Source organism: Burkholderia sp. Bp9142 (genome assembly GCF_003853415.1).
Lineage (GTDB): Bacteria > Pseudomonadota > Gammaproteobacteria > Burkholderiales > Burkholderiaceae > Burkholderia.
Map to the genome: position 1 here is coordinate 34109 of NZ_QTPP01000040.1, position 23513 is coordinate 57621.

The window sequence follows — 23513 nt, forward strand, 5'->3', positions numbered from 1 at the left end:
CCCAGTTGGCCTCTGGAACGATAGAGGCGTGTATCGGAGGAACTGGGGCTTGTGTCAATGAATGTCGTCGTCAGGCGGAGCTTTCAGGGGATTTGAATGAGTCGTGTTTTTCGTGAGGAAAAATTCGTTCAGTACAACGGATTTTATGGGAAGCCTCACTGCAGGTCGGTAGTATTTCACCTGTACGAAGGGGAGTGCGTCACTTGCCGCCGGCAGATTGAAGGGGATAATTTTCACGTCGCGCACATAATCGCGCGGAGTCATCCAGCGTTAATGGAGAAATACTTTTCCTATCTGGATGTCGATAATTTGCTCAATCTGAAGCTGTCTTGCCCTCGTTGCAACAGCAAAGAGAGCAATTTCGTTGTGGACGCGCTCATGCTGCAAGGCGCTTTCAATTCGTCAGCTAGGGTCATTTCATCTCGTCTTGATACGGTCCTGGAGACGTTGCAGGCGGTCGTAAAGCGAATTGAGATGAACGGTGCAGACCCGAGGATTTGTACAGACATGCTATACATCGATGCTAACGAGATTCGGACATTGGCGTCTGACTGGCACGGGGCTCTGGTCGTCCCAAGAGCTGAGCTGGACACTCGCGTTGCAGAAGCGATGAGGAGTAAGCTTGGGAATGATGGCGCCGAGTGGGATACCTACCACGCGGTGGAAGAGGCTATTGGGCTTTTTCGAAACCGTATGGAGATAAGGAGCTGCTGTAGCTACTCGATTCATTCTGATGGAAGTCTGCCTTGGTTGAATGAGGCAAAGGGGAAACTATTCCGGGAGGGGGAGTTTCGGCCTATTCGAGAGACGGTGCAAGCGGCTGGCCTGATTGAAGGCGTTTACCTGGACCCAGATGAGCTGAGTGAGCGCGGGGGCTTGTTGTTTCCACTGCGGACGGAAGTTCAACGGTGGTTTCGCGATATATTCGCCACGATAATACAAGCGAAGCATAAACTCGATCGGGGAGCGCGCAAGAAGTACCACGTATTGGACGAACATGAATGGCGTTCTATTTGTGAGTGCTTCGACAAGCTCAGCATCATTGAATCCGGCATCGGGAAAGTCGGACGGCGCCTAAGGATTCCCGACATCATCGCTCATTTCGGGATGCAACAAAACAAGCTGTGCTTTGGAGATGACAATATCTCAATTCCGGACGAAGTAAGGCACATGTGCCGTGCAGTTGCAACAGACTCGGCCTGGGGCGACGGCGCTTTGATACTTAAGTCCAAGTTTCGACCATGGCTGGCGCGCGCATTCTCAATTGCAGACCTAGCGGTGGATCAGGCTATCGGATCGCGGTTGGTGCTCGTCGGTGATGAACGGTCGTTCTGCCGTCGATGGATGCCGAGATTGCCAAAGCTCGACGGAAAGACCCGAGAGGAGGTCCGTCTTGAATCTTCTACGCGGTCGACTCGACTGAGAAAAAGGGCAGCCCACTGAGCCATCGGATGATCGGCGACGTACGTATGCGCCACCTCTCTTCGAAGACGCAGGACACCTATTTACTGTGCACGAGTTCGCCCGGTTTCTTGATCGCTCGCCCAATAGAGCCACCGGACCACCGGTGCTATCAACTCTGTCTGGTGGATCCCGGCAAGCCGCTGCAGCGGCCAGCGCCGACCGCAACGTTGGACGCGGCAGAAAAAACCGGCCGCAGCCGGCTTCCAAATTATTAGTATCGTGGCGCTGCGAGCTGTTTCTGCAGCCAAGCACCATCGGCCAGAGCAAGCGCCAGTTCGGCGGGGAACGGCTTCAGTCCCAGCCAGTCGTCGCTGGACGTGTCGCCGGGCAGGCTTCGTCCGCCGCATATCGCGTCGAGCTCTGACCGCTTGACGTGCTTGGGGCCGGCGCCGACTCGCTGCACAAAAAAATAGCTCGCCCGCCTGGGCTCTGTGACGCGGATGAGCCACCCGCTTCCGTGGCGGCCTTCCGCTATCTCCCACCCGGCAGCGGCTGCTTTTGCTAGCAACTCGACGGCCTCATGATTGAGGGTTCGATGCGACACGCGTACTTTTCTGAGTTCGGCCTCGCTTCCCTTTCTGGCGGCAAGCCAGCAGACGGCGGCAATCAGGCGGTGGGCGCCGTTGTCACTGAACACGGCGCCGTTCCATGCGGCAAGCTGGAGCGCGGTACCCGACGCAGCATCGCACGGGAACCGCTGGTCGCCGATCTCGGACTCGAAGTATGCGAGAGCGCGGTCGTCCCATTTGCCCCCGTCTTTGTCTTCGCCGGTCAGGGCCGTAAGTCCATGCCGCCAAGTCCGCGCGTCGGGATCGAAGTTCAGATGCTGCGTCCCAACGAAAGCGCGCAGCGGAACGTCCAGATAGTGCGACGCCATGGGCCGGTCGGCGAGGAACTCCAGAAATACCGAGTAGTCTGCGGAGCAGAACAGCGGCCGGTCCAGCATAAGTGGATTCGCCGCAACGGCCGCCCTGAGGATTTTCAACAACGCGGGCTCATTGCTTCCGACGAAGGGGAATTCAGTGGTGCGTGCAGTCGGGGTTACTTCCTGTCGTGTCATGGTGATTCGTCGTTGTGGGTTGGAATGGAGCAACAAGGAGCCCATATAGGCATATGGGTTTTATCGGCACTCCAAGTACACATATTAAGTTCAGAAAATGGGAGGATTGCAACATAGCCAGCCGGCGCGGAGATGGGACACGAGCCGCATTGCCGGCGGCCGAGTCAGTGGGGCAGTACGCAATGGCGGATTCGAGGTGAGTCGCGTGAGGACATGGTTAGCAGATTTCGCCTATCAGGGCTCGTGCAACCGCACTGCGAGCCATCAAGGGCGGCCGGGAGGGCTTTCAGCGAGCCCCATAGGACTAACTGGGTCGGGCTGCCTCGTACGGCATCAGTGCGGCGGCGCGCCGGGGCCGGGTCGGGGTGCGCCGCGATGAAGGCTCCGACGTGGTGTGTCCCCCCTGGCGCCCCAACCCAGGGATCGGCCGCCACCAGCCGGGGCGGTGGGCGATCCGCACCAGCAGGTCGGCGCACAGGTCGACGCCGGAGGCAAGCGCGCGGGCGGTTCGTGGCGGCAGGCAGCGGTGCGCTGATTCGGCCGGCCGCGGCGATCGGCGTATTGCACAGCCCATCGAGCGTGGCGACCACCTGCGTTGCATCGCGGGTACGCGCTGTGGTCGGGGGCGTGAAGGGCGGGACCAGGTCGTCGCGCCTACGGGCGGTCAGTTACGTTAGCTCGAAACATGCAATTTCCTTAGCGAAAACTGGCACTTTAGCTGCACAGCTAAAGTGCCAGTTTTTGCTAAGGAAAGCCTTATTCCTGGATCAGGAGTTGGCTGCGGATCTTCGCATCCTTCATCCACGCCGGTGCCATCATCAATGGTGACCAAGAGGTTGACCCTGTAGTGCGCCGCTAAATTTATCTTGGTTGGGCAAGGATTTTACATTGACTTGCGACGATAATTTACATTGACTTGTGATATGCCCCTATTTGTAAGTCCATGATGTCACATACGAAATCCGTCATAAAACTCTTGTCCACCGACAGCATCTCCGGGCCAAATTTGGGTTCGTCGCGCAATTCCGCAGACGTTTGTGCGCGGCCCCGGGGAACGTGATGCTAAGCGATTGCGGGCCTAATTCGACTCAAGTCGCGAGTCGATTACCGACCCGATTCGACTCGCGATTGGGGATGGAATCGTGGGCGACCTCGGTGGGTTCATGACGGCGTTTCAATGGGGGCGGGGGATGGTCGCGCGGCTTGTCGGCTGATCAATCGGTTATCCGAACCTAGGGCTGACGTATTCGCGTCAAGGGGCAGACCAGGAGGAGAACGGCGCGATTGGACTGATCGACATGATCGTGCGAGCCCTCAACAACCGATTTTCGTAGATAGCGTCAAGCAGCTTGGCCGGTTTACCGACAACCATCTTGGCCGGTCGACCGGGTGATTGTCGGTGGTTATTCGGCCATGTTTGTCGCTCCTTCCTGATGATTGTCGCTGGATGATTGTCGGCGCCGGCTGGTCTGTTTGTCGCTGGCCGTGCGGCGGCGGTAGCTTTCGACGTTCATCTCGAAGATCGTCGAGTGATGGACGAGCCGGTCGATTGCGGCGACGGTCATGCCGGGATCCGGAAACACGTCGTTCCAGCCCGAGAACGGCTGGTTGGCCGTAATCAGAAGGCTGCGGCGCTCGTATCTTTCGGCGATCAGTTCGAACAGCACGCTGGTTTCGGCCTGATCCTTGCGGGCGTACGACAGGTCGTCCAGGATGATCAGGTCGAAGCGATCGAGTTTGGCGAGCGCTGACGGCAATTGCAGGCTCTGACGCGCAGCCTGCAGTTTCTGCACGATCTCACTGGTCCGCGTGGCCAGCACGCGGTAACCGGCGTCGATCAGCGCGTGTCCGATGGCTGCCGCAAGGTGACTCTTGCCGACCCCGGGCGGGCCGAACAGGAGCACGGTGGCGCCCTTCTCGAGCCACGAATCGCCGGTAGCCAGTGCCATCACGTGGGCTTTGGAGACCATCGGCACCATGCCGAAGTCGAAGGTGGCCAGTGTCTTGGTCGGATCCAGATGGGACTCGGTGCGGTGTCGTTCGATGCGCCGCTTGGCGCGCTCGGCGAGTTCGTGCTCAAGCAGTGCACCGAGCAGTCGTGTGGCCTGCCAGCCTTCCTTGTCGGAGCGTTGGGCAAACTCGGGCCACAGGCGAGCGATGGTCGGCAGGCGCAATTCATTGAGCATCAGGGCCAGACGGCCGGCATCGTAAGCGGGCGTATTCATGCTGCCACCTGCTTGCCCAGCAGCGCGTCATAGCAGCTTGCCGGCGGAATCTCGACATTGACCACCGGGCAGTCGACCTGGCGCGGCGCAAATTCCTCGCGCAACGCCTTGAGATCCGGCAACCTGCCGTCCACCAGCAATGCGTTGAGGCGTGCGGCCAGCACGGCTTCGACGCCATCGAGTGCGGCAAGCTCAAGCAGACCGACCATCGTCTTGCACGCGTCGCGCTGCGTCAGCCGTGCCTCAAGCTGTTCCCACGTCCGGCGATAGGCCTCACGCGGAAACAGCTCGTCGCGAAACGCGAGTCCCTTGAAGGCCTGCGGCTTGCGCTTGAGGCCCTCGATGAAGTGCCGGTAATCGAGGGCGCGGCGGTTGTCGCCGGCACGCGAGCCGCGTGGGGTGCTGTGCACCAGCGCGCCGGACAGATAGCAGTCGAGCCGGTCGCCGTAGACCCGCACCTTCAGGCGGTGGCCGATCAGTCGCGACGGCGCGCTGTAGAGGATGCCGCGCACGGTGAAGGTGCTGCAGCGTGTGACACGTGCTTCCTCCTCAACGAAGTCGGTCGTGCGCCGCAGCGGTAGATCGATGAGCTGCTCGCGCTCCAGGCGGAACGCCGCCGCGTTGCGCCGGTTGCGGCGCATGACGATCTCGCGCAGAAACTCGTCGTAAGCCGCGCGATCGGCGAAGTCCCGGTGACCGCGCAACATCAACGCTTGGTCGATGGCCTCCTTCAGATAGCGATGCGACGACTCCACGCTGCCGTTCTCGTGTCCCTGACCGCGATTGTTGCGCGTGCCGACCATGCCGTAATGCTCGAGCAGCGCGGCGTAGCGCACCGTGAAGTCCTCTTCATCCTGCAGATTCTTGAACGCCGCCGACAGACTGTCGGTGCGGTGTTCACGCGGGCAACCGCCGGCTTGCCAAAGCGCGTTCTGCAGGCCCGTGGACAGCGCTTCGAAACTCTCGCCGCCTTCGACGACATTGGCGTATTCCCAGTGCGAGAAGGCCAGCACGAAGTGGTACAGCCGATGAGCGAATGGCGCGCTGGCGATGGTCACGCGCAGTTCAGCCATGTCGGTGAAGTCCGACAGGCCACGCACGCCGGGCTCATGCTGCTGCGGGAAGAAGACTTCCTTCGGCGGGCCGGACATTGCCCGCCAGTGCCTGACGCGCCGCTCGAGCGTGCGGCGTGTGCTGTCGGGATACTGATCGGGATGATCGTCCTGCAGCTTGCGCAGGATCGTGATCGCCTGCAGTTGCGGTGCGTTCATGAGCATCGGAACGACTTCGGTGTCCCAGACGTCGGCGAACGGATCGGGGCGCGAGCGCCAGTAGCGACGTGGCTTCTGGGACGGCAGCGAGGCTTCTCGTTCTATGCGCCGGGCACTGCGCACGCTGATGCCGGCCTTGGCGGCGGCGATCTCCTGAGAGTGTTGTTTGCGTTTGGACATGTAGAGGCGAACCTGTTGGTCGGTAATGCGGGTTCCGGACATGCGGCTGATCGCTTCTTCTTGATTTGATCAGCCATCGTAGAACCCGGCCGACTCGGCGCCGCCGGTGGGGAGAAGTCTCCGGCGGCTACGCCGCCTCCGACTTCTCCCCACCGGCCAAAACCTCTGTCGCTATACCGGCCAAAATGATTGTCGCCGCGCATTTCGTTTATTTGACGGGTTAGGCTATGTGCGTGCCCTGCATCTGCTTGGCTGCGTTAATCAGGATATCGCGTCGATCGAGTGCATCCATCGGAGCAACTGGCTGACCTTCACGGTCCCCGGTGCCCGAGATCCATCCATTCTGGAAATGGAACCAGGCAGCGATTTTCCACGAGTCGGCGACGGGGCCGAGTGCTTCCAGAATTTCCTTGATGATCGGCAGCGGCTGGCATGTTGCGTCGAATTGGTAGGCGGCAAAGTATTCCTTGCCGCCGATGGACACGCTGAAAATGCGACCGCGGCGCCTCCAGTCGCTGGCCGGCTGCGCCCTGTTAGCGGGGGACTTGGTCTGGAGCGCATTGATCTGCTCTGCGGTGAGCCAGTCGCCTCGCGCAAAGACCGCGCGCATGGTCTCTTGACGCCGAATGCGTTCCTCGATCAGGGGCGCGGCCGGCGCCGACAGTCCGGTGATCGCGGCGGCAAGATCGTCCGCCCGCTGGATAACTACTTCTTCGAAAGGTGTTGTCGTCAGCACGGCTGCCACCAGATCCTCCAAGCCTCGTTTCAGGGACGAAACGATCGCTGGATCGGTGCCGGCCGGCAGGCTTAGGCTGAGCACAAAATCCGCAGTTGGGATATCGGCGGTCTTTGGGTCTTGGACTTGGATCATGGTTGCCTCATTTGATTACTTGCAGCCCCTGGTATTTCGGGGTTGGGGTCATCCCGGTCATCCAACACGTGCATTGCCAGCAAGTCGCGAACACGCTTCATGATCCAGGCGATCTCGGCCGAGGAAATATCCCACTGTCCCGAGGAGACCTTCTTGGTCATGTCGGTTTCGACGTGGGAAAGCGAATCGGACAGTGACTGCAACGGGTCCTTGGTGAGTTTCCTGCGGGTGTAGGTCGCGAGCTGTCTGGCGAGATCTTCACAAGCATCGTATCGCGTGAATAGTTCTTCGTCGGTCGGCCGTGAGATAAGCTGGCCGCCGGCACGCCGGAGTAAGAGTTTCGGTCGATACCCGCCAATGGCACCTTGGGGGGACTCCCGAGGAAAGTCTTCAGGAATGGTTGGGTAGCTCATCGTTGTGATCCTCTCGACAGCGCTTCGGATTATTCATGTAAGTACACGGCGGTGCGATTTGGTAGGGATCAGATTCGATGCCGGTAGCGCCGGTGGCACCACCAATCGGTAGCAATCTGCTTTATCAGAACAATGAACTGCCACGCGAACACCACCGCGAATATCAAAACCGAGGCGAGTCCGATGGAGCGCGGCAGGACCCAGGGTGTGAAGAAATCTGCAGTTGCCGCGGCAATACAGGCGATAAACGCGTCTACGTCGGGCGAGCTTCTCTCGTTTGTGCTGGTCGATTGTATGGGCGTCGCTTGCTAATACGGGGCCATCGGAGCCTTGGGTTATTGCTTTGTCGTCCCCACCAGTTCCGATCGGGTGCGTTCCTGGGTAGGTGGGGAAAGCTCGCCCTTCCGGTCGAGCGCAATATATTAGGCGCCAGACAATCCGGTGATGACGTTCTCGCACAGGGAACCAGCGGTTCGGACGGATGCCCGGATGTTTTGGCCTAGATTTTATTTGCTGCCGGTCCTTCTCATCTCGCCATCATGGAATCGCTCCACCATGGGGTTCTGTGCCCCCGGAATGTCTTCCGTAACGGCCTCGCCGCGATGTAGATCAACTGAAGTCATCCCGGTGGGGGGCAACCTCGAGAGACAGTGTATTTGGCAATTAATTAAAAATATGGTGGTGAAGCAAAAATTCCACCTTGAGGAGTTTTTGCAGTGCAGCAAGGCGAAAGTGCCATCCTCGCCGGAGATCGATATTCGATTCTGGAGTACGCTTCATATGGTCATCGTTTGCCTTGATGCGAAGCCGACGCGAGACCACGCGCGATCATGAAATGACCGCGACAGAGAGGGCATCATCATAGTTCTATGAATATTAATGCGCGTGCATATCCGCGACATCGCTGCCGCTGACTTCGGCGCCAGTTTTATATTTTGGGGCATCGACTGCATTTCACGGTGGTTTGCCGATCACGTTGTACCGAAAACAAGACAATGAAAGAGAATTTCAAGGAATTGGTGGTGGTGGGAAAAATGGCATTCGTCCCCGTGTGATCCGGGTAACGTAATGAGGCATTAAACCCAGTGAAGCGGCCTCTGTAAAATTTTGAATTTTATAGGTGGGTGATCGAGAAAATCATGACGTGCAGAATAAAGAAAAATATGGATTTATAATTGGTCTAGTATTTTAAGGGTGTGGTGTTGAATATTTCTTGATAAGAAGTAAAATGGTTACACGCCGGAAGTACAGGAGCGTATTCGGGCGCTTAAACGATGCCCTCATCGCATCGATCAGAGTACCCGGCGGGCACGCAGTGATTCCAGCCAAGAAGTGGCTAAGGACGGGAGCTTGCAAGTGGCGCGCAAGCTGCCTGGTGCGCAGCTATAGCGTGCGCCGAATTTTGCGGTGGTATGGTCGACTGCTTGATTCACACGCTCAAAACACAATGCGCGCATCGTCCTCACATTGGAAATGCCATTGCATGCAAGTTGTGCAATCACGCACGCAATCAGTTCCATCGCATTCACGTTTCAATGGGCGAGAACGCCGGCCGACGCATTGCTTTTGAACAGGACCTACGCGTTTCTTGGCGTGCTGACACATTCCAGCTATGGTCAGCAGTGGTGCGCGTAGCGATGTATTTGCGCAATTGTGGTAGGGAAGCTTTATGAAGTGAATTGCGAACTGGACCGTAGTTAAATGCGTTGCATGATGGCCTAAACATCATCCGAAGAAGCCAGCTGCATTCTCAAATCATGAGTTATCTAGTCGGTCCGAAGAACAAGCTCGTTGAATTAAGCTGCGCATCACCCGGCACCATCTCTCACGCCGTTGCAGCAACTTTTTCGCCTTGAAATGCGGATAGATGTACATAGACTCCGACCGGTGGAAAAGGTCTACGGTCCACGTCTGGAGTCTTGCGGTCGCATCTCGCCCCGCTGTTTTTTGCTGCTGATCTAGCAGAAGAGGAGCCAACTATGAGTCAGGGCCGTGAGAAACGGCTGCGAAAATTGATTGCTTGAAATTAAACGAGCTCCCGGTTTGCAGACCGGGAGCCCGTTCGTCTCGGCCTGAGCGGCAGAGCACTGTGAACTCACTTTCTATGAGTCATGCTCTGCCTAATCGGCCCGTTTGTCAAGAGCCAAAGAGTGGAGGCAGGTATGAACACGTCTATGCATTCCGTGAGCGATGAAGTATCGGCGACACGCCAAACGATCTGCGGCAAGTTCGGCGGGTATGTCGCCGCGGAAGTGGTGTCAGATGTCACGCGATCGTCGATGATGCGGCTACCAAGTCCCGTACGCACTCCATTTCCGAAAGCGCCAAAGCAGGTGTTGCCCGATGACGGCGCACCTGACGATCAAGGCCTTCCGCCCACAGGAACGCACGTGGCGTGCAGCGACTATGAGCCTCGATTTGTTCGATTCATCACGGGCCCCGACTTGCCTATACGACGGGAACGGCTCCAACTTCGCTTGGCCGAACTTGCAACTGGATGTCGTCACGCGCTTCTGATGCTCCGCAAGCCGGACGACCTGGGCGCCCAGCTTCGCGCCGCGATCTGGACCGCAACGCTGCGCGCTCAGTTTCCAGGGCGATCGATCTTTATCGGTATTGACGGAATCGACCAGCGACTCACATCACCGAGTTCCGTCGCGTCTCAACTGGCAACGTTAGTAAATATCGGCGCGACAATCATCTGCGCCGTCGATGGTAGATATAGCGATGCTCATTTGCTGACGTTTCATCTCCGCGTCCTTGGTATCACAGTGGTTCGGGAGGGGCAGTGCTCCTCTTCCATAACGGAAATAGGCGTAACTCGGAGTTTTCCCACTGTCCACACTCCGGCGCTGACCACATACGCGTATCGAAAGCACGCTGAATCATTTGCGCAGATTGACGTCGCCGACGGCACAGTGCCTGACAAGAGGCCGAAATCGAAGCGAGGCCGGCTCGATGAAGATGCAGTGTGTTTCGCTGCGGCCTACCGCAATCCCTTTGCCATCAGCCGCCTTCTGGCAGAGAGGAAGCGGTAGTTGGGTCTGCCCGTTACGACATCGAGTGTGACGGGCCGCTTGCGCAGCCGCGACAAATTGCAGTCCGTCCATGCACGGTCTCAACGTCGAGCTCATTCAGTGCGAGGGCGAAACAGTCAAGTGCGTGAAGGTCGACGGCACGGCCCGCTGCTGTCGGCCCGCAGCTAATGCAAGCCTGGCGGTCGCCGAATTATACAAAGGAGGCTGGTCATGACTAGTAGAACCGTTGGTATGCGTCGGACCACGAGGGAGCGCAAATTGAAGGAGCAGGAAACGGCGAAGAGGGAGGGGAGGCACGAGCGCTGGATTGGGACGCGCGATATGCCGGGCGTTGGTATGAAGACGCGTTTGACTTCTTCGAAAACCGGCCTGCGAGCAATTCATCTGCTATCGGATGGAGAGAAGGCTTGTTTCCTCGAGCTCTGGTGGGATCTAGGCATATTGACCATATACGACCAGGTAATGCTCGAACCGGAAAAGACATTGCGGGCAGCTGCGCGTGCGGGCGTGGATCATCCGCGGTATCCGGATACGGGCGATCCAGTTGTACTCAGCACGGACCTTGTAGCGATAGGTGAACGGAACGGTCGGCTCTACAAGCGTGCCATTTCGGTCAAATCCTCAGAGAGGTTCGGTACGACTGACAAGACGCCCAAGCAAAAAATTGAAGAGCAATATTGGCTAGGTGAGGGGGCGCGGTTTGAGATCTTCAAGGTCCATGGGATGCATGCAGCACGACACAAGAATCTAGGCTGGTTACTGAAAGCCGAGAATGACATGCTGGGGCGGGAACTGTCGGAAACCGAAGAGATCGCGCAACGGGAGCTGTTGCGACGTCTACGAAAGTGTATGGACGCTCGTGTTGTTGATGCCTGCGAGGCGGTAGAGCGCCAGTTTTCGCTGCAAAGCGGTGCCGGCGCGCAAGCCTTTCGTCAACTGGCGGCAAAGAGAATTGTCAGTTTTGACCTTGAATCAAAAAATCCCGTGTTTGTAATTGTTAAAGATTTGCGTGTGAACGTTCGACTGTAAACGTTAGCACTCTGAAATAATGCGAAATTGAGAGATCGAAAAGGAGGTTGCTATGCTGAAAAAGGCGACCTGTCCATCGTCCATTGCAATGGGAGATGTGCTGAAGGAGCGCAATGGAGACACGATTTATATCGTCTTGAAAACGGGCGACGGACAGAGATGGACGCACCTGATTGATATCGAGCATGGGAAGCCGGAAAGTAGGCATCGTGCTAGCCCGTTCAAACTGAAAACCGATGAGGTGCTCAGACGACTGTCGTTCAACGTCGAAGACGAGAATGCACTCGACATCATTTCGAAGTTGCCAGTGAGCGTTGCAGAGAGGCGCCGAGCCGCGACACACGTCCCGAACCGGCGGTCGAAGGAAAGCCTCGAACGCGTCGAGGAACCTGAGAGGTATCGGGGGTGGGTACTCATCCGACGGTTGCTTACGTTCGATAGACATACTGACGGCGAGGTGCCACCAGAGCCGTCGCTCCATGATGATGAGCATGAGGCGCTGCTTGAGCGGTCGACTCGTGCTAAGCGGATTCACCGTTTTATCGCGATGTATCAATATTCCGAGGCTACAGTACGACGCGTGCTGCGGCGCTTCTGGCAGCGCGGTATGACGCCTGCCGCCGCCGGAGACGACTATGACCGCTGTGGAGGGAAGGGAAAAGTAAAGAATTTCGAATCGAAACCGGGCCGGAAGTCACGCGACAAAAGCTTGAGCGGTCCCGCACTTGATGAGGAGGGTCGAAAAATACTGGCAATAACGGCGGATTACTATTTTTCTGCTGAGTACAGGAAGGGGCCTCGAGCGTCTAAGTCGATGGCGGCGGCAGTTCGTTGGGTCAAGACCTTGTATGCGCGTCGAAAAGTCTTTGATGCAGACGGCCGGCTGGTGGACATGGAGTTTGCCGAAGGAGCCAGCATAACGCCAAGGCAACTGCAGTACTACATTGCGCAAAATTATTCGTACAAGGACCGTCGGGTGCGCAAGGTGGGAATTCGACGCTATCTGCTGCATGAGCGGCCACTGACTGGTCGACTCTCGGACACGCGGGGACCTGGTCAACGATTCCATATTGATGCGACGATCATCGACGTATATCCCGTTTCTCGCATCATGCGCAGCATCGCGCTTCGCAGGCCGACGTTGTATCTGGTTGTCGATGACTATTCCCGCATGATTGTGGGCGTGCATCTGACGTTTGACCCTCCTTGCTGGAACGGGGCAATGATGGCTCTCGTCAACGCTATTAGTTCCAAGGTCGAATTCTGTAAAAGGCTCGGACTCGACATCACAGAAGGTCAGTGGCCTTCGGAGATCCTCTGCGAAGAACTGTACGGTGACCAGGGTGAGATCAGTAGCGTGCACAAGGCGCAGCCACTCCATCGAGACTATCGGGTGGAGATATTGAATCCCGCTGCGTTTCGACCCGACCTGCGAGGTGTCATGGAAGTGCGATTTCACATTCTGCCGGCGACGTGGATGCCTTTGGTCCCGGGCGCAGTCGAAAAAGACTCATTTGAAAGAGGCCGGGCACACCCGGCTCTCGACGCGGCACTGGACATCGGACAACTTCTTCTGATTGTGGTGATGGCGATACTTAGTTACAACTGCCGAGCGGTGACAGGCTATCCGACTCCACCCGAGATGGTCGAAGCGGGCGAAGCGGCGACCCCACTGAACCTCTGGAAATACGGTATTAAAGTCAACGGGCGTGGGCGTAAGGTCGATGTTGCGGAGTTCCGCTCGAAAGTCATAGCCCCTGAGAAGGCGGTCATCGTAGCCAACGGCATTAAGTTCAAGCGCGTCATGTACGCGTGCCCCCTGTCCTTGATAGAGAGGCAGGCCATGTTTCGCGCGGAGGGGAAAGAAACGGTCGTTGACGTCACTCCCGATTCTTCCGACGTCAGCAATATCAACCTGCTCGGTCTTGGGGAGCCGATCGCATGCCCTCTGCAAGAATCTGAGCCAGACTGGGTGGCTGGATTAACTTACCACGAACTTGAAGTCTATCGATCTGTCAATGCAGCGAACATTGGATGCCACGAAGCCGAAGTGCAGAAGAGTCTCGCGATAACCGAATACAACATCGCAGCTACAGCCAACCAGTCGGTGAAGCAGACGAAAGCGGCATTGCAAGCGGCCGGCCTGAGGCATCCTGATATAAATAATCTGGATACCGAAACATTACGTGAACGTGCGAATGAGCGAACTGAACGTGAGATGGGCGAACGTAGCGAAGCACAGGAGCCTGCATTAGGCGCGATGGGCATTCAACAAGCAGATGCCGCCATGAATGGCAAGGATCGTAATAGCTCAATAGCCGAAAAGCGTAGTAAGCCATTCCGGCGTGTGACCGGGGGCCTTACCCGTTCGGCGCGCCCTCAGGCGGAGGAGCATCGTGGCATTGATCCTCAGAGTGCAGGCGCCGACACCACTGACTCGTCGGAAGGTAGAGATAGCTCAGATTTCGGGGCTATTTCAGAGCAGATTGAGGCCGGCATGCGCGACCTGTTCGATAAGGTTTGACTCGTAGACGAAGTGCTTGAAGTTGCAGCCGAAATGGATGTTGCTGTTTCGAGCGATGCATGAGCGAGCGCGGCGCGTCCTGGCGTGATTCGAAATAGTCGCGCGGTATGCATTCGCAATGTCGTTGAGAAGATGTCTGATTTTCTTAAAGGAGGGGCGGCCGGTAGTCTCTGAATCTTTTTGATTGGACGGTTTATGGCGATGTCGCATCAACATGGCCTTAACGGAGGTTGCGATGGTAAAGCGTACCGAAGCAAACGTGAACGAGGTTCAGGTGGAGCATCAGCCGGTAAAGCAATGTATCGAAGCAGTCGAGGCTCAATACTATGAGGGTGATCTACTTCCTGAGCATGCAAGCAACCCCTTGATCTCTGCGCTGGGCCCATACTGGCGCATCGAAGATATCGTCCGCGAGTTGAGCGTTCCAATACCATTCTCTGAGGAGGAGAGGTGCAGGTCAAAAGAGTACCGGACAAATGCGGTTGCGCGGTTGGGAAACTTGATCGTGGGGTTGCCGTCTCAGGTTGAAGTGGTTTCAACGGTACATCTACTCATCAGGCAGCACTACTCTCAGCAGTCTATTCATAAGAATGGAATTGACGGGATCAAGGAACGTTATGGAGTCTCGGCGGACGGTCAACTGACGGCAGTCTATCCCCACGAGAGAAGCCATGCGTACTGCGCAGGGCTCTTTGGTATATCCGGCTCAGGAAAAACTACCGTCCTGCATTCTGCGCTCAGGCTTCTGCCGAAGGTTATTCACCACTCGAGATATGGCATCACGCAGGTCGTCCGTATCAAGATTGACTGTCCAAGAAGCGCCAGCCTGAAGGACACGCTCCGGCTTCTGCTCGCAACCTACGATGACCTTCTCGGAACGCACTATGAGAAAGAAGTTGGCAGTCGCGCAACGGTTGCCGATTTCGCCAACAAAGTCCATCGCGTTGCGCGAAGACATTTTACGGGACTGATCGTACTCGACGAAATCCAGAACGCACTCTATGCAGTGGCATCGCACGACCCACTCTTCGATTTCTTCGTCAACTTCACAAACGTCGTTCAGGTTCCGGTCCTTGTCGCAGGAACACCCCGCGCGGAGCGTCTTTTCCGTCGGACACTACGATTGGCGCGGCGAGCAAGCAGTGGGGGGATAATCAATTGGAAGGGGATTACCAATGAGAGGGATTGGGATCGGTTCTGTAAGGAGTTGTCGAAATATCAATGGCTATCTAAGGCGGCGCCGCTATCCGCAGCCGAGCGAAAATGCCTGTGGGGGCTGACTCAGGGGCTCGCGGGATTGGCAGTTCCGCTGTTCCAGCTTGCGCAATATGCAGCCATTGCGTCCGGCGAGGAACGCCTCTCGGCACGCATGTTTGTGCGGGTGTTTGACGAGAAAATGTCTTCCCTGAAGCCGATCATACGCGCCATTCGTTCGGGCAAGAAGGTGGCAATGATGAAATATGACGATGTGCTGGGCGATACGTTGAAAGATGTCGTTGCCGAGATGAAGACAGAAATGCAGCATAACCTGTTCTACGATGAGTCAATTCGACATGACAGGTTGGAGACTAGCCTCGATGCTGTGTCGTCCTTGATGCTTATTGGCATTCCCAGGGAGACGGCATCGTCGATGACTGCGCTTGTGCAAAAACACCACCCGAATGCATCTCGCGAACAACTAATCCACGAAGTTTGCGTCAAGTACTACGGCACGAAGTCTTCAGCGTTGTCACGCAAGTCGTCCAGCACGTCGGATGAGGAAGCATCGGTTATTGGCTGATTGAGGGTGATGGGGGGACGGATGTCGGGAGCAGTCTTGATCTACCTGATCTCAGTACCCCTTGTCGATCGGAGAGGCGACTATGGCTATCGCATTGAGAAGGCCACGAGAAGATGAGCTTCTCGTCAGTGTCTTTGCGGAGTATGTCAGCGATGAACGCGTTGCGCACCAGGACGCTTTTTTGCGTCGTCTGCTGGGCTATTGTGCCACTTCCCTGTTCGATATGGCTGGCGGACTGGACAGGCTTGCGGAGGAGACCGCCGACTATTGGCAACTGAGCTCCGGCGAGATTACGCGCTGCCACACAAACTATCCCTATCACACGGCAAGTTGCTCGGCGGAGGTGGCGGAAGAGGTGCGCTCAGCGATGAAAAGCCGGGTCGCAGGGGTGAGGAACAGAAGAGGTCTGGGCTTCGGAAGGTTCAACCGGCTGGACGCTTTCCGGTACTGCCGTAAGTGTGCATCGGATGATGTGGCGGCGGGCTATCGTCCATTTTTTCGAAGGTCACAACAACTGCCCGGCGTCGCATATTGCGCCCGTCATCAGGTCCCCCTGTTGATATCTCGAGTCGCGGCGAGTTCGCCCTTCAACGAAGCGAAACATTTCAATGACTATTTCGAGGGAGGGCGGTCGATCGATATTGACGTGCCTGACGTCGAGACGATGAGGCGCCTCGTTCGAGTCGCCGAGTTTTCGGAGGAGATATTGCGCGGACGCGTCGGAGAGGCTGGTTTTTTTCAAAAACAGGATATGTACAGGGAGCGGCTCAGGGCGCTGGGCTATTCGTGGAGAGGTGCATCTGTACATATCGACCGGCTCTCTCAAGATTTGGTCGAGTTCTATGGAGCCAGCTACCTCGGGTGGGTCGGGCTGTTTCGCGAGGGGCAAAAAACGCGCGATTGGGTAGTTCCACTGGTGTGTGCGGGGCAAGCCGTTCCGCCTACAGTTGCTCATGTGCTCCTGGAGGTATTCCTTCAGTCCGCGGAGCGGACAGAACGCAGTGCATTGAACAGTGTAGTCGTGCGATGCCCGGCTAGGTTCGGCAAGCATGCGGATTCGAGCTTCGAAGGGCGCGTTCAATTCGACACAGACCTCAGAACGGGACGGGCTGTGTGTGTCTGCGGAACGAAATTTACGTTTGACGTACGAGATCGGCACGCGGTCGTGCGTCGCATTTCTAGCTATGGGGAGCCATATCGCAGCGAAGCCAGAAAACTACTCGCACTGGGTGAATCTTGCCGGGCAATTGCAGAGCTGCTGGGTGTCAGCATCATGACCGTAAGGCGTTGGGCGTCGCATACTCAGGCTAAGGTTGACCGTGCTTCGTATGACAACATCCGGACATGGCGCGCTGAATGGGTGGTTGCTCTTGCCAGCATGCCCGGCTCTGTAGCCACAGTGTGCAGGAAGCAGCATCGGCCACTTTACCGGCGGCTTCTGCGATATGACCGAAAGTGGTTACAGCAGTGTTGCCAGAACCAATACACGATCAATTCAAAACGTGTCGACTGGGCAGCTCGAGATGCGGCGTATTTGCCGCCAATGAAGAAGGCGTGGAAGACGCTCACAACCACCGAGCCTCCGAGATGGGTAAGCAAAATAAGTATCTTGATGCTGTCCGGAGTTCCACAAGGCACCAGAAATCAGCTTGCCAAGCTGCCGGCATGCAGCAGCTTCCTCAAGGCTCATACGGAGTCTCGCGGAGACTATTTGCATCGTCTAGGTCAATGGCGCGCTGGGCATTGCCGGCAGATCATGAAACTAACGTGCCTAAACGATACCGCATATTAGGCGGAGAGAAGTTCGGCAGGCTTTGTTGAAATTTGAAAATAATTACTCTTGTCCGAGAAGGAGGATGTCATGGCGGTGGCCTTGAAGCAATTCCTTGAGGGGGAGACAATCTATAGCAATATTAGTCGGTACGCAGACGAGGTAGGTTCGCGAGCATTCGTTACTATTTTGCCAATATTATTCGGCTCACCTCAAAGAGCAGTTCTAAATATGCCTCGAGGTCTTCAACATTTTTCGGAGCAGACGTCAGCATACATAGGCCTGAGTGGGGAGGAAATTGCTCGGCGACATACCCGGTACAACTATCTGATGGCGTTGGCGAACGACCATCTGCGTGCTGAAACTATGAGAAAAATGCTGTCGCGGCAGGACGGTACTCCGACGGGGGTTCGGAGTCCAGATATGGCGAGTGAAAAAATGAAAGCACTGCGATATTGCGATGAATGTGTGACCGAGTGCCGTGAAAATGACGTCGATCTGTACTATCGCGTGGATCAGCAACTGCCGGGCGTATATGTTTGTCCGAAGCACTCCAGGTTGCTGCGCGTGGTAGCCGGTACCGAGAAGATAGATTTCTCGTGCTCAGGTAGTCTTGAAACTTTAGGATCTCGGAGAGACAGGTTGATGTTTGAAGGACTAAAAGCGCTTGAGTTGCAAGCGATGATTGATGTCGCTAGGCGCAGCTCGCACGAACTTGTTTCGCCTGATTCAAACTTCAGAAATTTTCCTTACAGAGAAATTCTTAAAAAGGCAGGCTTCGTGTCCAAGGGCGGGACGGTTAAAATCTCTGCTTTGGCAGAAGCATGTGTCCATTATTTTGGTGTCCAATTTTGTGGATTGACTGGCTTTGACGACGCGTGCATGGCCCGGATACTGCACCCGGAGTTTCAGCGCGCTAGAGTACGTCATCCTTTTTTCTCGATAGCTTTCCAGTCGATTCTTTCATATCTGGCATCCGGTGAAGGCACTTTCCGCCCGCAGATCGAAGAGAAATCCGTTACATTGAACGAACCTTTGATTTGCTCGGGAGCGCTGCACCGTGACGGAGACAAAAGCGGCGCGTTGCGGTTCGTAAAGGCGAGTGGACGATACGTTACAAATTGCACGTGTGGTGTGTCGATAAGCGTCAGGGTTGATTGCGAAGGGAAGGTTCTCAGCCGTCGGGCGGTGGGATACGGACGTCGATACAAAGCCGCGTTTAGAACGCTCGTTCGCGGTGGGATGGATGCGGCAGCAGCAGGGCGAGAAATCGGCATCACCAAAACCGTTGCGTACGCTTGGAAGCAGGCGGATCTGGCGGGGGCATCCGAGCTTTCCAGGTCCTGCCGCACTGCCCTACGGGCGAAATGGCGTGCTTGTGTCGAATCAGCGCCGTCAAAGCGCAGATTGACCGTGGCTCGTCAGATTGAACCCAACCTGTGGCTGAAGTTGCAAACTCACGACAACAAATGGTTCCTGCGTTTCAATTCTCGGCATAGGGGTTCGAGGCGGCATGGCGATGAGCACCTCTTGGAAACCTTCGCGAGGCTCGATGACGCTCGCAAAGTTGTCGCGGGCAGACTTCCGCCTGAACAGGTTACGCGAAAAGCGCTGTTTACTGTTGCTCGCGCCGAACTGAACGGTTGTTTGCCAGGATGTCAAACTGTTTCGGTAAAGCGACACTTGTCGATGTTGGTGGAGGAGCGGAGTGTGTTCGTGGACCGCTTGATTGACTACTGGCTCGAACGATTGCCCGGAAATCGGGTCGCTAACATGCGGCAGTTCTTCCGCCACTGCGGTATGTCTCGACAGATGATGACAGGGGCACAAAGGGCTCGCGTCGCACGCTGTCTATTAGACGACTCCCGGTAACGGAAGGCAGTATGTCGGTTCGGAAGGGCACCCGTATCAGCATCGGTGGACGGTGTACCTTACAGATGGTGCGATGCAAAGTCGCTGACCCTGCCCCTAAATAATATCGGCCCTGGTGCCCCACAGCTGAGCCCTTTCAATCAATCTTTGCGTTTGCGGGAAAGTAATTCGAACCTTGCGTTTGCATAGGTCGTGCAGACAATGTTTATTTCGGGATCTCGCGCTTGCTCGACAACAACGGATTTCCTGCGGCGAGATCCTGCAAACTGTGTTGCACGGGATTACCGTCGTCCGGCAGAAGGCCCCGTCCGCCGCGACCGAAAGACCGCCGTTTCGAGACAGCCAGGTTCGCGGTTGGGGCGCTGCCCGGTTGCCCGGCCCACGATTCTAATGAATTTCGGCGCCCGGGACGATTTCCGGAATGCGCCGTCAACCGGCCGTCCATCCGCCTGCGACCCGATGATGCGCCGCGCGGCCGGCGAGCCGATCGCCCGGCAGCCCCGGCACGCGCGAATCCGTGCGACTCGCCGATTTCCCGATTTCCCGATTTCCCGACGCTTCGATGCTCCGATGCCGCTCGCGCCCGGCCGGTTGCCGCGCGCGCACTCGCCGCCGTACTGAGCATGACGCACCCACTCGCCGGGGCCCCCCTACGCAAAAGTAGGGAGGTGACCCATCCCGGCGCACAGCGCTCTTGTCCAGAATTCAGCTACGGGCAGCGCTCATGATCCGGCCAGCCCGCGTTCGCATCAGCGCATGACTTCCAGCGCGAATCGCGCTGACTGGCCCCAGGGACGGAGGTCATATGTCCAGTACCCGCGCGTATGTCGGCAGTGTTGCAGCACTGCTGATGCTGTTGTTCGCCATTCCTTCATTCGCCCAGTCGTTCCGCGTCCAGTGTCCGCCCACCACGACGCTGCATCCGACGGCGCTGCAGCCCGGTGCCGGAGAGCCCGCCTACACCGGGCCCTCCAACACCGGACAGAATTCCGCGCCGACCGGCGTCGTGAACGGTGCCATCAAATGCCAGCAGATCTCCGGCGGCGACGGCTACGCGACGATGGGCGACGGCACGCAGACGTACCTGTTCGCGTTCGGTCCATTGTCGGGGATTTCCGACATTCTGCGAGGACTGCCCGGCACCGAGTTCGCGTCGACGTTCAACACCGTCGGCGATCCGCGCACGGATCCGGCCTACAACGGCGCGGTCGGCCTCGTTCCCGATCCGGAATCCTCGCCGCCCGGCCAGCTGGACGGACATGTCGACCCGCGGCCGATCATGGACGTCGGCGTGATGAACGGCAACATTCCGGCGCCGACGATGGGCATCGACGAAGACGACGAGTTCTTCCTCACGCTCACCAACGTCGGGATGATCATGCGGCCGGATCTGTTCGAGCAGCACACGGTGCACTTCCACGGCTATCCGAACGCGTCGGCGTTCTACGACGGCGTGCCGGACGCGTCGGTCGCGATCAACATCGGCGGCAGCTTCACCTACTACTACCTCGCGCCGGATGCGGGCACCTACTTCTGGCACTGCCATATCACGCCGCCGGAACACCTGCAGATGGGCATGGTCGGCCAGATCTTCGTGCGGCCGCGCCAGAACCGCGTGCCTTACGGCGCGTCGCTGTACAACGCGCTGTTGCAGCAGCAGAACGACCTGCGCACGAAGTGCGGCAACGACATCCTGTGCTCGACGCCGCTGCCGCAGTCGAACGGCATGCTGCATGCGAGGAACAGGAGCGGCTCGCCCACGCTCTACGCGTACAACGACGGCGACGGATCGACCGCCTACGACGTCGAGTATCCGCTCCAGATACACGGCTTCGATCCGAACTTCCACTTCGTCGGCATGACGTTCAACCCGGAACCGTTCACCGACATGAAGGACAAGTACTTCCTGCTGAACGGGCGCAGCTATCCGGACACGCTGAACACGGCGGCTCCCGGCACCGCGGGTTCGATGCAGACGCCGGTCGCGGACGGCACGACGCACTTCTCGCAACCGTTGCCGGCGCTGATCAACATTCCCGCGGGCGGCAGGGCGCTGCTCAGGATCTCGGATCTCGACGTGAGCGAGTACCAGACGCTGGCCTCGCTGGGCATCCCGATGCACGTGATCGCGATCAACGCGCGCCTGCTGCGCGACATGGCCGGCAACGACATGACCTACTACACGAACTCGATCACGCTGGGCGGCGGCGAGTCCCTCGACTTGCTCCTCGACGCGAGCGACACGACGAAGTACGCGCCGGGCCAGATCTTTTACCTGTACACGCCGAATCTCGATCACCTGTCGAACGATGCCGAGAACTTCGGTGGCCTGATGACCGAAATCCATATCTGCCGTGCCGTAGACCCCGCCACGAAGGCGTGCTCCTAGGAGAACAACCGTGGGCCACATCATTCACCTCCTGCGAAGCGCCACGCTCACCCGTCTTGCTCGCGTCGGGCGGTTCGGCGCAGCGGCGCTCGCCGCACTCGTCTGCCTGCACGCGCAGGCCGCTGCGCCGGGCATCACCGGCACGCACTTCGACCTGAGCGCCGAGGCGGCGCGCATCAGCCAGCCCGACGGGTCGAGCGTCTACTCGTGGGGCTACGGCTGCCGCACCGCGCCGGCCGGATTCTCGCCGTCGAACATCGCGGGCGCGAACTGTCCGAGCATGCAGATTCCCGGTCCGACGCTGATCGTCAAGCAGGGCGACGTCGTCACGATCACGCTCACCAACAACCTGCCGGCGGCCGCCGGCAACACGTCGATCCTGTTTCCGGGGTTCCAGGTCTGTGCGGCGGCGATGAATCCGGACGGCACGTGCCCCACGGCGTTGACCGGCACGCCGGGCCTGCTGACGCGCGAGGCCGCGCACGGCGGCACGGTCACCTACAGCTTCGTCGCGTCGACACCCGGCACGCACAGCTACTACAGCGGCACGCAGGGCGACCTGCAGATCGAGATGGGCCTGTATGGCGCGATCATCGTCCTGCCGACCAGCGCGCCGGGCACGCTCGCGGTGCCGGCGGGCTGCCGCGCGGTGGCGGGCACGCTGCCTGACGGGCAGCCCGACTACCGCAATGCGGCGGCGGCGTACAACCTCGGCGCGGCCTGCTACGACCGCGAGTACCTGTTCCAGTTCTCCGAGATCGACCCGCGGATTCATACGCAGGCGGAGGAGCAGGCCGCCAACCCGTGCACGCAGCCCAACGGCTGCATGACCGTCGCGACGGAGCCGTATCGCCCGGCCTATTTCATGGTCAACGGCCGCTCGATGCCCGACGACATGGACCCGAACTACGCGGTGCAGTATCAGCACCAGCCATACAACGGCAACCCGCACATGCACCCGGGCGAGCTCGTGCTGTTGCGGATCATCGGCACCGGCCGCTGGCAGCATCCGTTCCACGAGCACGGCAATCACGTGCGCGTGCTGGCGCGCGACGGCAACCTGCTGCTGAGCAAGTCGGATCCGACCAAGGTCGCGGGCCCGCTGCTGTTCACCACCACGACGACGCCGGGCCAGGCGATGGACGGCATCTTCTACTGGACCGGCAAGGGGCTGAACTGGGACGTCTACGGGCACAAGCCCGGCGACGGCAGCGTCTGCATTCCCGATGCGAACGGCTACTACACGCAGGACCCGACCGCGCCGAACTACTACGAGTGGTGCGCCGATCACAACAAGGCGCTCGAAGCCCATCCGTTCGGCAACGTCGGCAGCGGCGGCCCGGTCACGTTGCCGGACGCGAACATCCTGACGAACGGCGCGTGGTATGGCGGCAGTCCCTATCTCGGCCCCGACGCCACGATCCGGGCGACGTCGCCTACCGGCACGACGCCGCCGAGCGGAACGATCGCGAATCCGCCGGGCAGCGAAGCGGGCTTTGCATTCATGTGGCACTCGCACAATGAGCGCGAGATCACCACGAACAACATCTTCCCCGGCGGAATGATGATGATGATGCTCGTCGATCCACAAGTCTTCGTGATCAACGAAGGGAACTAGAGGCGGGG

At 58.1% G+C, this 23513-nt stretch carries 15 protein-coding genes; 9 read left to right on the forward strand and 6 right to left on the reverse strand.

Going from position 1 to position 23513, the window contains the following annotated elements:
* Positions 1–96: 96 nt before the first annotated feature.
* The gene (locus DIE22_RS31095) at positions 97–1443 is read left to right on the forward strand and encodes an HNH endonuclease (RefSeq protein ID WP_124606844.1); all 1347 of its coding nucleotides are present in this window, start codon (positions 97–99) and stop codon (positions 1441–1443) included.
* 232 nt (positions 1444–1675) lie between these two features.
* Here the strand turns inward: DIE22_RS31095 and DIE22_RS31100 are convergent, their stop codons facing one another.
* The 6 genes from DIE22_RS31100 to DIE22_RS31130 form a co-directional block, all read right to left on the reverse strand.
* A complete protein-coding gene (locus tag DIE22_RS31100) occupies positions 1676–2524 on the reverse strand; it encodes a hypothetical protein (protein WP_124606845.1) in 849 nt (282 codons plus the stop codon).
* Between the two features lie 304 nt (positions 2525–2828).
* Positions 2829–3125: a phage integrase family protein gene (locus tag DIE22_RS31105; protein ID WP_124606846.1), complete on the reverse strand. Its 297-nt coding sequence runs from the start codon at positions 3123–3125 to the stop codon at positions 2829–2831.
* An 802-nt stretch (positions 3126–3927) separates the two neighbouring features.
* On the reverse strand, positions 3928–4749 hold the full coding sequence (gene istB, locus DIE22_RS31110; RefSeq protein WP_124606847.1) for an IS21-like element helper ATPase IstB: 822 nt from the start codon (positions 4747–4749) through the stop codon (positions 3928–3930).
* Positions 4746–6200 carry an IS21 family transposase gene (istA, locus tag DIE22_RS31115; RefSeq protein WP_409410204.1) on the reverse strand — a complete coding sequence of 485 codons (1455 nt, stop codon included), beginning with the start codon at positions 6198–6200 and terminating at the stop codon, positions 4746–4748. The genes istB and istA overlap by 4 nt, the downstream gene beginning before the upstream one ends.
* Positions 6201–6420: 220 nt before the next feature.
* Positions 6421–7071 carry a hypothetical protein gene (locus tag DIE22_RS31125; RefSeq protein WP_124606849.1) on the reverse strand — a complete coding sequence of 217 codons (651 nt, stop codon included), beginning with the start codon at positions 7069–7071 and terminating at the stop codon, positions 6421–6423.
* Positions 7068–7484 (reverse strand): hypothetical protein, encoded by a 417-nt coding sequence (locus DIE22_RS31130; RefSeq protein WP_124606850.1) that lies wholly within the window; start codon positions 7482–7484, stop codon positions 7068–7070. The genes DIE22_RS31125 and DIE22_RS31130 overlap by 4 nt, the downstream gene beginning before the upstream one ends.
* Before the next feature lie 2162 nt (positions 7485–9646).
* On the opposite strand from DIE22_RS31130, the gene DIE22_RS31135 reads away from it, so the two are divergent.
* From DIE22_RS31135 to DIE22_RS31170, 8 genes are all read left to right on the forward strand, one after another.
* Positions 9647–10522, forward strand: a complete 876-nt coding sequence (locus tag DIE22_RS31135) for a hypothetical protein (RefSeq protein ID WP_124606851.1) — start codon at positions 9647–9649, stop codon at positions 10520–10522.
* Between the two features lie 210 nt (positions 10523–10732).
* The gene (locus tag DIE22_RS31140) at positions 10733–11551 is read left to right on the forward strand and encodes a TnsA endonuclease C-terminal domain-containing protein (protein ID WP_124606852.1); all 819 of its coding nucleotides are present in this window, start codon (positions 10733–10735) and stop codon (positions 11549–11551) included.
* A gap of 52 nt (positions 11552–11603) precedes the next feature.
* Positions 11604–14075 carry a DDE-type integrase/transposase/recombinase gene (locus tag DIE22_RS31145; protein WP_124606853.1) on the forward strand — a complete coding sequence of 824 codons (2472 nt, stop codon included), beginning with the start codon at positions 11604–11606 and terminating at the stop codon, positions 14073–14075.
* 235 nt (positions 14076–14310) lie between these two features.
* Entirely contained in the window at positions 14311–15855 is a 1545-nt protein-coding gene (locus DIE22_RS31150; protein WP_124606854.1) for an ATP-binding protein, read from the forward strand.
* 82 nt (positions 15856–15937) lie between these two features.
* The gene (locus DIE22_RS31155; protein ID WP_124606855.1) at positions 15938–17647 is read left to right on the forward strand and encodes a TnsD family Tn7-like transposition protein; all 1710 of its coding nucleotides are present in this window, start codon (positions 15938–15940) and stop codon (positions 17645–17647) included.
* Between the two features lie 69 nt (positions 17648–17716).
* Positions 17717–19498 carry a TnsD family Tn7-like transposition protein gene (locus tag DIE22_RS31160; protein ID WP_124606856.1) on the forward strand — a complete coding sequence of 594 codons (1782 nt, stop codon included), beginning with the start codon at positions 17717–17719 and terminating at the stop codon, positions 19496–19498.
* Positions 19499–20303: 805 nt separating this feature from the next.
* Positions 20304–21887, forward strand: coding sequence for a multicopper oxidase family protein (locus DIE22_RS31165; RefSeq protein WP_124606857.1), 1584 nt, complete (start codon positions 20304–20306; stop codon positions 21885–21887).
* Positions 21888–21897: 10 nt separating this feature from the next.
* Complete coding sequence (locus DIE22_RS31170) at positions 21898–23505, forward strand: multicopper oxidase family protein (protein WP_185640731.1); 1608 nt, start codon at positions 21898–21900, stop codon at positions 23503–23505.
* Positions 23506–23513: the final 8 nt, after the last annotated feature.